Genomic DNA, 11,759 nt, shown 5'->3' with positions numbered 1-11,759 from the left:
AGTAAGAGCCGGAATTTCGGCTATCGGTTGCGGCTTGATAGACACGGGCGATCGCACTCCTGATTGACTAGCGACTAGCCTCAGAATACCGATTTTTCGCTACTTTCGGAGTTCGCCAACAGTGTCCGGTCGTTTGCGGGCAGTAGTACACCGAACGATCGCCGCTAACAGCTTTCCGGAGTGACAGTCTATGATCAGTTATATTTGATAAGCTTGCTAGCTCATTATCTTATTTAGGTAAGTAGGCAGACGAAATTCCACCTATCTATCCCCGCAGAGTAATTGGGCGGACATATTTCTAGCTAGCCCGTCATTAGGATGAATGAGTGAAACCTTTCCCCCTAGCTAAATAGTTAGGTGTCAGTAATATGAGAAAACTCGAACTCCCAAGAATTTTTTCGGAACGCATAAGAGGTCTCAGCATTCCTAGCGACGGAGTGTTTTTCGTCTGCGACTACGACGAAGTTCTAGAAGTGAAGATTCGAGAACAGATTGAAGTAGAGGTAACGGAGCATGACACGTATGAGTTCTTGGCTTCGCTACCAAAATCTCTAGGATTGAATGAGCGAGGCGCAATCCATCGAAGGGGCGAGAACAGTATTTCCTACACATTTGTTCCAACAGAAGATTACGCTACCGTTTCTTATTGTGTATTCGGTCAGCATGATGAGCTTCGTTTTAGAACATTGTCTGGAGACTGGTTTGGGGCCTCTTTCTCGGAATGCGGAAAATATCTTGTCCTAGCGGAACCATACGATATTGAAATATATGAGCTTGATAGGCCGAGCGTCTAATAAAAAGCTGCCTATGGCGGTAGCTGAGCATAGTCGTCAAAAGCTTATCTCAAAATCTCTTAGATCTTATGAGAATGAACTTCTGAGACACTATTCGGCCCCAAAGTAGCGAAGCTGCGGAATGGGGCCATTTAGTTCACTTGTATTAACTGGTCAGCTGCGCGGTGGGCAACTACTCAACGAAGAAATAGGGGTTTCAGCCATTTTCGAGGCTGAAAATCAGTAGTGTACTACTCACTTTTGAACAAAATCTAGTTCAGATGTAGTCCAGTGGGTGTACTACTGTAATCCTTTCGCAGCAAGGACTTGACTGGTAAGTGGCCCGAAATCGCAGCTTCGCTACTTTAGGGCCATCTACTCAAAGATGTTGCTGCCGACAAACTAACGCTCAGACCCAACCGTCATGAACCCAGGGTCGTTAAGCGCAGACCTAAACCTTTTCCTCGAATGAAACAACCTCGCGCCGTCCTCAAAGCTAAGTTGTCAGCTTGATGCAGACTAAGTCAGTGCCATTGATCTAAAGACCGCACTCGCCAACAGTACCATTTAAACTTTAAGACAGTAAAGAGAACTGTCAGTAGCGTTCTCAGTGGAAACGTATATTGCTTTCTTGGTGACACATGGCGACGATATGAGAGAGAGCCCCGGAGACCCCGAAAATACCTTTCCAAAAGCGTTTGCAAGTTGAACCGCCATGTAAACCGGGCTGCGTAATTCTTCTATAGAAAGAGGAATCTCCCAACGAAATAGAACATCTCCTGTTCTCGAATTCATGCCGTAGAGATAGCCACCGCTGCTAATCAAGAGAGTGCTGCCAACGACAACCGGAGACGACTTAGACAATATAGGAGCGCCTATCTTCTTGCTCCAAACTCGATCACCACTTTCCAAATCTAGAGCCTGGAGAGAGTCGTTTCTCATTAGACCGATTACAGATTCACCATCAGATACAAAATTCATACAATTATTCGTTACTCCATCTGTTCCGTAGGACCAAATCAGTTTTCCAGAGCTTTTTTGGACAGCGTATATCTTCTTCAAGCTCCCAAAAACGTATACCTTGTCCCCAAAAACCAAAGGACATAAATCATACCAATTGAGAAAAGTCTTATGCTCTTCTGGATGTTCAAACTTCCAGGCAACTGACTTCAGGCTGATACTTACTGAGTAGAGATCTCTATTGCCGGACTGAGCATACAAATATCCCTCAGAGTAAGCTATATGACCAACCGCATGGTCGCCTGACAGTTGTATTGCGCCATTAATCTTACCTGTTTTTCTATCAAAGGAACAGATATATCCATTACCTGTACCTACATAAATGTTATCTTTTACGATAAGAGTAGATGTACGCAGCCATCTTCTATATTCATGTACAGTCCCGTCTACATAGTTATCACCCATCTCAGCATTGATATCAGTTTTAAATTCGATCTCTTTACTGATAAGATTGACTCCATAGAGAGTAGGTTTGTTTCTGGAGAAAATGGGTTTATATAGAAAGTATGCGAGGTAGTCTGCCAATGTTGGAGAAGAAAAAACCTCTTGATCTCTTTCTACGCCCCTTACACCTGTATTCAACGACCAAGCAACTTTGCCGTCACTTGTATCTACAGCCAAGAAATTTGCGTCGAATGAGCCGTCAACGGTTCCTACACAATATAGTTGCTCTTCGCGACAAACGACTTTTTTGTCAGCACTAGCTAGAAGAATTCCCTCTGCTTTCCATTTGATTCCATTGATTCCCGAAATTTCTGTAACTTGATGCTCTTGACCATTTCTCTCAGGGTTAGATTTATGCATATAGGCTGTTGTGCAGACACGACTTCATATCGAAAGTAAGGACAAGATCTTAGTCTATCGCAGTAAGCCATCAACTTACATAGCCCACCACCGACATGGTTCAAGCCATTATTGTTTAATAGGCAGAGGATAGACCCGACATCGCTCGTTCTCCTACAAAGGATCCAAAAGCGCCCACAACAACGACTGCTCCTGCGAAGGCTGCTGTTCCGACTACAGTTGGCAGAGCTCCTGGAATTAATGAAATAAAGGCTGTCAAATCCTCTGGTCTACAAACCTCAGGGATAAATCCTGGAACAAGCCCGCCGGGCACTTCCCAATCTAGGGGATTCCTATTAGCAGCAGGATAGGGAGCAAAACCTTGCCCTCTAGTATCGCCTCTTTTGTTCTCCTTCTTTGAAGGAATTGGTTTGAAAGTGATTGGAGGTCCCTCTGTGAACTCCCCATTAAAGCCAGCACCAAGTTGATTAGGGGTCCAACCAAAGCCAGCTTCGTAGTACTGTTCGCCTGTATCTTTGTTCCGTCCAAAAGCTATTGTGCCAGATACACCTGCATAGACTGAGTTATCTCCTAAAATGACTCCCAGCTTTGGACTAACCCACTGATCTCGGGTGTAAGTCCCAGGCTGAGCAGCTCCGACCCCGACGGTAGCAGTGTAGTAGCTACCTTGCGGGTTTGGACTTGCGCTATCTTGAGTAGCGGCACTGACGGCAGTACCAGTTCCAGCACCTTCAGAAACCACTACGCCATCTGTATCAGCTCTTACAGTTCTATGACGGTAAGTACCAGCTGAGACTGCGCTTGCGCGAGTAAAGACGGAGCGTAGCCCGCTTGGGTCTACATGGTTCGTCGGACTATTAAACACGTAGCGATAGAGGTTACTATCACCCGCCCCAAAGCCTAACGGATCAGTACTGACAAACGTCCCCGGTGCCGGGTCAAAGTACCTTGCCCGGTAGTAGTAGAGCCCCGTCTCCTCATCGCGCTCCCTCCCGGTATAGCCAAAACGGAAGTCAATATCAGGATTCGTCTCACTGGTCACCTGCCCATAGCTGTCATAGACAATGTGATTGAGCACAGCGCCATCACTATCAATCAGATCGCGCACACTACCCTGATGGTCACTTAGCGCCCAGCGCACCTCACCAGCCACCGTCTCTTCTGCCAGCACCTGGTCCACCTGCGGCCCGTGCAGATAGCGACTAACTTGGTTGCCCTCACCATCGAACACCAGCGCAATATGCTCACCGTCATAGACATAGCGCTCTTCAGTCGCTGCGCCGACGCCATCGCCATCGCTGTCAACCACCTTGGCAATCCGACGGTCATATACGTCATAGGTGTACTCCACTAACCTAGAGATCGCGCCATCGCTGCCTTTGGTCACCACTGAAGTCATCCGGTTGCGATAGTCCCAACCGTACTCAGTCACTTCACCCGTTAAGATCGCGACCCGCCGCGTCCGATTGCCTTCGTTGTCATACTCGTAGGTGTAGGTGCCATCAGAGCTCAAACGATTCTGCTCGCCCGTTTCATAGCCCGCACTGTTGCGATTGCCCGTATCGTCATAGCTGTAGGCTTCATCTGCCTGATAGCTATGCGTGCCACCTGTCAGCTCGTCGCGGTCGTTGTAGCTGTAGTCGCTGGTGCCATCTGGCGTCACTAGCTGCGTCAGACGATTCGCCGCATCATAGGCAAAGCCGTAGCCTGCGATCGCATTCCCCTCACCCTCATGCACTAGGTTCACCAGCCGACCAGCGGTGTCATAGGTATAGGCCGTATCCGCAACCGTCTGCGCTCCGGCTAGGTCACTCGCTCGTGATAGTCCGGTCATCTGACTAGCCGCGTTGTAGCTGAGATCTATGCGCTTATCGGCCACGCCATTGCCGCTTTGCGTAATCCGCGTCACCCGGTCAAGCGCGTCATAGGTAAAGGACTCTACCCCGGCCTGGGTGCCCATGATGAAGTCCGTCACCGACGTGCGGTTGTTCACCGCATCATAGCCATAGCTAAGCAACACATCGGGAACACCAGTCGTCCCTGCATTGTCAGTGCTAAGTAAGCGACCTGCCGCATCATAGGTGTAGGCATAGGTCGAATCAGGAGCGCTGACAGCCGTGAGCTGACTTGCCGCATCGTAGGTATAGTCGATATTGCGAACGGAAGTTTTTTGCTCGTTTAACAAGCTTTCTTGAATCTGCCTATTCAATGCATCGTACGAGAATGTTTGAATCCGACCATTACGGTCTTCTTTAGCTAGTAGGTTACCGACAGCATCGTACTGATAAGAACGAAACAGACCTTCACCATCCACTTCGATACGCTCCGTTCCTAGTCGGTTCAGCGCATCGTAAGAGTAGCGAGTTTGATTACCAGAAGCATCTGTCAGACTCAGCAAATTACCGTCGGCGTCATACGTCATGACAGTTTCTTTGCCTAACGCATCAACCACCTTTTCCTGCCTATAAAGTTCGTCGTAGACGTACCGTGTTTCTTTGTCTAGTGCATCTGTGACAGAAGTAATATTACCGCCTGCATCGTATTCAGTCGATGTGATATGACCCAACGGATCTTCTACTTGAGTACGTAGATTCCGATTGTCGTACTGATAAGTTGTTGTCCGACCTAATTCGTCCGTATATGCCGTTAGATTACTGACAGCATCATATTGATACGTACTGGTGCCGCCTGCCGCATCCGTTGTATCTACCTGTCGGTTCAGCGCGTCATAACCGTAGGAAGTTGTTTGACCTAATGGATCAGTTACCTTTATCAGGTTGCCGATTACGTCATAATCATAGGTGGTCTCCTGTAGCAGTGGGCTAGCGAAAGAAGATCGGCGATTTAACGCATCGTAGGTATACGTCGTTGTTCGCCCTAGCTGATCGGTGGCAGAAAGCTGATTGCCAACGCTATCGTACGTGTATGAAGCTGTACCCCCTAACGCATCAACTGTCTTTAACAGCCGGTCGCGAGCATCGTAAGTAAACGAAGTGAGGTTGCCTAGCTCGTCCCTACTTTCTATCAAATTTCCGACGCGGTCATAGCTAAACTGCTGGCTACTATCGAGCGAATCGACAACAGCTGCAAGTCTATTCACGTCATCGTAGACATAGCGAGTTGTATTACCTCGCTTATCCCTTATCCCGACCAAGCTATTGACCGCATCATATTGATACTGCATCACGTTACCTAGCGCGTCCGTTTCGGCAACTAGGCGATTGCGAGCATCATAGGTATACGTTGTTGTATTACCTAAGGGATCGACAACTTCAATTAAGTTGTTCTCCAAGTCATAACTAAAGCGAGTTGTGTTACCTTCGGCATCCGTCGTTTCTATTCTTCTGTTGCGAGCATCGTAGCGATGTTGAATCTCCCTACCGAGCGGATCAATTTCAGAAGTTAGATTACCTGTACCGTCATACCCATAGCGAGTTGTATTACCTTCAGCATTCGTCAGTTGAATTACGCGACCACGTTCGTCATACCCATAGAGAGTCGTGTTGCCTGCAGCATCAGTAACGCTTGCAAGATTTCCAGCAGCGTCGTAAGCCAAGAACGTTGTAGGAGAAGTCGACGAACCAGAAGCACCGTCTGGGTCAGCTTCTACAGTTTCTACAATACGGTTAAGCTCATCATAGGTGTATGTCGTAGTATGACCGTTAGCATCTACAAAGCGGTTCAGATTTCCAGCCGAATCATAGCCGAATTGCTCTGTAGCTTCATAAGCGGTGCCTCTTGCGTAGATAACTTGAGAAAGTCGACCCAGACTATCATAGTCATAATCTGTAGTTCGATTTAAGGGGTCTATAGTGGTATCAACTAGACCATTCGCTTCATAGGTGTAGTAAGTGATTAGGTCGTCAGTCTCGCCACTCTCTGAATCGAGCGCACCGATTACCTGAGTCATCGATAAGCGGTTACCCGTCTGCTCATCTATCTCGAATAATGTACGCTGCCCCACTTCATCGACAGTATCCGTCAGCTGATTGAATGTCTGATCGTAAGCAAACGTCTTCTTACCCAGCCCCGTCCTTTGCAACGTAACAGCGGGCACATCGCTCTCGGATACTGCAGAAATATTATACTTTATGGTAGTGACAGGATTGCGATTCTCGTCCCTATCGAACTGGATTAGATCTGGAAAACTATTTGCATCCAGGTAACCCATCAAAATGCCGTCATCTCCCGCTTCATCGACTATCTTTAAAGCACTGAAGGTTCCATCTCCATTTCCCAGAAAGGCACTGGTTTGAGAATTTGAGTAATCTTCGAATATGATGTCAAGCTCATTGTCTGTATTAATGTCATATAGCTCAACAGAAGCGGAGCTTAGAAAACCGTCATACGAACTAATATCTATCGGAATGACATTATAAAATCTATTGTCTCCTGAATTTATCCAAACTCCATTCTTCTCATCGAGCGAAAGTATGTCCTTAAATCCGTCTTTATTGAAGTCAGCTACTTTGATAGTTTCTATATAGACGTCAGAGATATCGAAGGCATGAACGGTTTCCCATCCTGCTGAACCCTGATTTTCAATGACTAACAGCCCTTCTGATCCATACCCACCGCCAGAGGCTATAAAATCGATATCACCGTCGCTATCTAGGTCATCTGCAACGAGAATCTCATCTATTTCTGTATCGGCATAGTGAATGAGTGAGGAGCCTAGAAACGTACTGTATATCTGGACTTCTTCGCTATCAGAGCTGCTGATCTCCCCAGTGAATAAGACTTCTCCAGTCTCTACAGCAGAAATCCTAAGCGGGTTCTCGTAGTAATCGTCACCAGAAACCACTTTTGTCTCAAAGAAAGACTGGCTATCGGCTGCTAGTCCAAAAACTCCATTTCCGTTGTTAGTAAGTAGATGACCGTTCCCTTCCAAATCAAAGGCCACTAGATCAGAGTCGCCATCACCATCAATATCTACTCTTCTAAAGGTATCTTCATCGATAGGTAATGCAGAGGCAAACCTGATATTTTCGTTGGGGTTAGTCCACCAGTTTCCATTGCCGGTATTAGTAAATATATTTACTGATAGAATCTCTTGGCTACTGTCGTCATATCCTTCATAGTTCAACAAGGCCACATCTAGATCACCATCGCCATCGAAGTCGTCTATCACATCATTAGGATAGTTATCTATGAATGGGGAGAAAATTGGAGATCGAAAGTCCGTATTCGAGTATTCAAACAGGTCTCTTCTTTGAGGATCAAAACTGCCGTTGCCGTTACCTTTTAGCCAACCAGTAGCTGATACAATATCGAGCATTTGGTCGTTGTCAACATCAACTAGGTGCTTACGACTATGAAGCAATTCAACATCTGAACTCTCAACGACGTCAAAGCTACCACTCCCGTCATTCAACAGAGTAGCAGTCTGATAGCGATCAAGAAGAACAATATCTACATCTCCATCTTTATCTACATCTCCGGTTAAGAAATCTCTTATATCTTCCAAGGGACTATATGCTTCTGTCTCAGAGAATGACCTGTCACCGTTACTAAAAGTGATATAGAACGTATCTTCTGACTCAGCTATAAGGTCGTCTAGCCCATCTCCGTTCACGTCCAAAAGGGCATCAACAGAAAGAAGTCTACTGTCCTCAGACTGTCCACTGCTATTTTGGCTGCCAGATTCAAACGATAGCGAGTCCGAGATGCTGACTACATTACCAGCCGAGTCATATTCGTAGTTAGTCGCAGTCCCTCTTGTATCAGTTGTTTGTACGACTAGGTTGTCTTGATTGCGGCTTACCAAACCACTGACCTGGCCTATCTCATCTGAAGTAGAGATAACCTGCCCAGCGCCATCCAGGAGAGAGGTTTGCTCCTTACCGTTACCATCTACATAGGTTGAAGTATCTACTTGGTTCTGTGCTGTAGTGACAGCAACCGTATCCTTTGTAGCCGTCACCTGAGGTCTGTACAGTCCTTGCGTCTCAAGTGGATTTACTTCTAGAGTAGAACCATCCTTTCGAGTTGCTGAGGTCACTCTGCCAGCAAAGTCATATGTGGCTTCTTCTCTGCGGTTATTTTTATCTACTTCAGCCGTCATACGATGGCCTTTATCATACTCAAAGGTTCGCTTAGAGCTATCTGGATCAAGTACTTGCGTAAGATTACCAGCATTGTCATAGACTAGACGAGTTGTTCTCCCTGCTGGATCAATAACTGCAGCTACTTTTCCATCTGCACCGTAGGAAAATAAAGTTTCTAGCAACGCAGGATCAATGATCTTCACTAATCGCTCATTGTCATAGACATGTTGAGTCGTATTTCCGTTCCTGTCTACAACAGAAACTAAGCGATTTTTCTCATCAAATTTACGCACGGTCTGATGCTTATCTACTATCTGGAAAGTTCCATCCTCAGTCTTGCTAAGTGCAGAGAAGTGACCTACTGGTGAAACGTAAGACTCTCCATCACCCGCAGGCGCTCCGAACAGAAGCTCGCTACCATCGCCATCGACTAATAGGATTGAGCCATCGTATCCTTCAACGAGCTTCTGAACTCCAGCAATCCCCCAGCCACTACCTAGAGCGCTATCAACTGTGTTTACATGAACCAGTCTATGACTACCGTCTTCGGCACTGTTATTAGAACTACCAACCGTTCCAACTGTCCTTTCAATTTGTCTAAAAACAATCTTAGTTGAACCATCAGACTGTCTTACGCTAGTTCTTATTGTCCGCAGGAAAGTCGCTTCAACGCCAACTTCCATGTCGAAGCTATATATGCCTGTATCAAACTGTCGCAGATCGGCCTGTAGCTTAGCGTTTGTCGGTTCATTCTTATCAGGGAACCGCCAATAGTGCTTTCCTATAGCATTCGAAGCGGCAGTGCCTAATGAAGGGTCTGGATTAGGAGAGCCTGGTAGATAATATTCAATTCCATCGCTGAATATTTTGACCTTAGCCGTCAAACGCATGATGTCTCGCAGAAATGTACTGCTAATAGACGGCGCATTGATGTTCAATATAGGTCGAGCGTCAGCTCTAAGAGAGTCATAAACTAGCTGAACCCCTCTTGTCTCACCTAAAGACTGATATGTCGGCAGATTGTGAGTTTCTACCATACCTCCAGTGGACATCTCTACTTCAGAGGTTAGACCTTTCCTTTGTGAACAGGGGTCGCATGTAGAGTCGAAGAAATCTAAATTCCAGTCAAACGGTCTGGTACCGAAGAAGTGCCAGGATGAGTTACGAATACCCCCATCAATTGTCTCAATTCGCTCTCCATCTGCGCTGACACGCCCTACCCCAACAATCTCAAAATCTCCGGTCGTGGGGTTGATAGACCATAAGTCCATCTGGGTACCGGCTTCTACACCAGCGGTGTTTGCCAGCGTTAGCTGAGCAGGTGTATCGAACACCATTTCGCCCGGCTGAATGGTGACAACCATATCAGGAAAGAGATTCTCCGGGAGAGCTGCGGGTGTTAGCTCTGGTGGCACCTCGGTTATGGTCAGCTGTCCGGTAAACTCATTGCCTCGATTATCAGTTAAAGAATTCGCTTCAACAAAGACTTGAGCGCCTAAATTGGCATTGGTAACCGTGATGTCGCCAGTAGCATCCGTTGTCTGCACGTTGTCATCGATTGCTAGCGCAGGCAGATAGATAGGCCGCTCAATCACGTTGTTGACACCTGCATAGACCTCATGGCCCAGCACCAGGTTCAGCTTCTCAGCCACGAAGGGGAACTCCTCTCCGGTCGCCGATTCATACTCCGTGCCATAGACCTTCAGCGTGTCTGCCGCCCCCGCTGGCGCAAAGGTCATATCATGACCCATGAACTGACTCCAGGCCAGCATGAAGCCGGTCGCACCGGTTTCATCAGGAATCGAGCCATCTTGAGCGAAGATAGTGTTGCTAATCTCTCTGACATTGGCTCTATCTTCACCCGCTAGCGTCCGAATCCCATCGCCATATTCTTGGGTATAGTCCACTCGCAGATGCGTTCCCGGTGTGCCCAGCGTCGGGTTCGCTAGATTGTTGTTTGAGCCATCTAGCGTTGCATACTCGGTCACTGTCTGGGCAGCGACGGTGCCGCCTGCTGAGAGCGCCGCTGGGTCACGCCCAGTCGAGAACAAATTGTCGGCTAAGCCACTCATCTCTGTATTGCGCTCTAGCAGCGTAGAAAGAGAAGTGCCGCGAATCAGGCTTAGTTCCTCTGTCGTAAACTGAGCGTTCTCATACCAGAAGCGATCGCCATCTCTTAATCGAGCAAACTGGTCAGCAATCACCTTTTGGAAGAACTCACCCACCATCGAGCCTGCTACCGCATCTTCAGCGAGGCCACCGACGATGGCATCAATATCGTCTACCGTGCCGTAGACCTGCTCTAGCTGTGCTTGCAAGTCCGTATCAGACGTAATCTCAGCAAAGGAGGTGACCGGCGCTAGGCCAAAGTCTATCCTGGCCTGGTTGTAGTCAGGTAGACCCACATCACGACCACGCTGAATATCAACTGCGGCCAGGTCAATCCCACCTGCACCCGGCGGGCCAAACAGCGTATTGCGTAGCTGGTCGAGGACCTTGGTATCGATTGCTTCTGAGGTCTGGGCAAACAAACCACGCAAGATCGCATCAATGCCCTGCTCTTGAACCAGCCCAGGATTAAACGTGCTTTGGTTGAGCGACACGGATGGCAGCGCCTGACCGTTCTCATCGATTAGTAAGAACTCATCGAAGCTCTGCGTATGGCCCATACGGAAGGCAGCGGCTGAGAACAGATGACTGACAGACGGATCGACCTGGTCGTCATAGCCTGCATAGTCAGCAATGGTATTGTCACCAATTAGCAGCGGCAGATACTCGCTGTAGGTAATGTGTTGAATCTGAGCGGCGACTAGCTTACGAGCCCGTTGATAGACGGCTTCTCCGCTCAGTTCAGGGTTCGCTGCGCTGATCGCATCGGCCAAGCGGTTATGCTCACGTACAAACACTGTATGCATTGCTGTCAGGCCGATGTTCTCATTCGCTCGCACGTCACCTGTTGCGAAGAGCGTAGCCGGATCGGTTAGGCCACGATTGCTGTTGGCCAGCACACCGTCTGGAAATGTCTCGCTGTTGTTGATTGGTAATAAATCACCGTCTGAGACTTTCAGTCGTCCGGTGCCATCGTTGGTTCTTAGGGCTATGGCCCGCGATTCAT

3 protein-coding genes and 1 pseudogene are annotated in these 11,759 nt (G+C 47.7%); 2 read left to right on the top strand and 2 right to left on the bottom strand.

Annotated elements, in window-relative coordinates:
- Positions 1–368 precede the first annotated feature (368 nt).
- Positions 369–794, top strand: a complete 426-nt coding sequence (locus IQ256_RS26095; protein ID WP_193858624.1) for a hypothetical protein — start codon at positions 369–371, stop codon at positions 792–794.
- 351 nt (positions 795–1,145) lie between these two features.
- Positions 1,146–1,286: pseudogene (locus tag IQ256_RS26090) on the top strand (IS4 family transposase); the annotation flags it as partial.
- A 54-nt stretch (positions 1,287–1,340) separates the two neighbouring features.
- Here IQ256_RS26090 and IQ256_RS26085 read toward each other — a convergent pair.
- Together IQ256_RS26085 and IQ256_RS26080 are read right to left on the bottom strand one after the other, a co-directional pair.
- Positions 1,341–2,597 (bottom strand): PQQ-binding-like beta-propeller repeat protein, encoded by a 1,257-nt coding sequence (locus IQ256_RS26085; RefSeq protein ID WP_193858623.1) that lies wholly within the window; start codon positions 2,595–2,597, stop codon positions 1,341–1,343.
- A gap of 115 nt (positions 2,598–2,712) precedes the next feature.
- Positions 2,713–11,745, bottom strand: a complete 9,033-nt coding sequence (locus tag IQ256_RS26080) for a peroxidase family protein (protein ID WP_370623551.1) — start codon at positions 11,743–11,745, stop codon at positions 2,713–2,715.
- Positions 11,746–11,759: the final 14 nt, after the last annotated feature.

Origin of the sequence: cf. Phormidesmis sp. LEGE 11477, assembly GCF_015207105.1 — a bacterium.
In the GTDB taxonomy this organism is placed as follows: Bacteria; Cyanobacteriota; Cyanobacteriia; order Phormidesmidales; family Phormidesmidaceae; genus Phormidesmis.
This window is presented reverse-complemented; position numbering and strand designations above follow the sequence as displayed.

Bases quoted from the DNA above. Each gene is read 5' to 3' on its own strand.
- IQ256_RS26085 (WP_193858623.1), bottom strand. From the start codon at position 2,597: ATGCATAAATCTAACCCTGAGAGAAATGGTCAAGAGCATCAAGTTACA.
- IQ256_RS26095 (WP_193858624.1), top strand. From the start codon at position 369: ATGAGAAAACTCGAACTCCCAAGAATTTTTTCGGAACGCATAAGAGGT.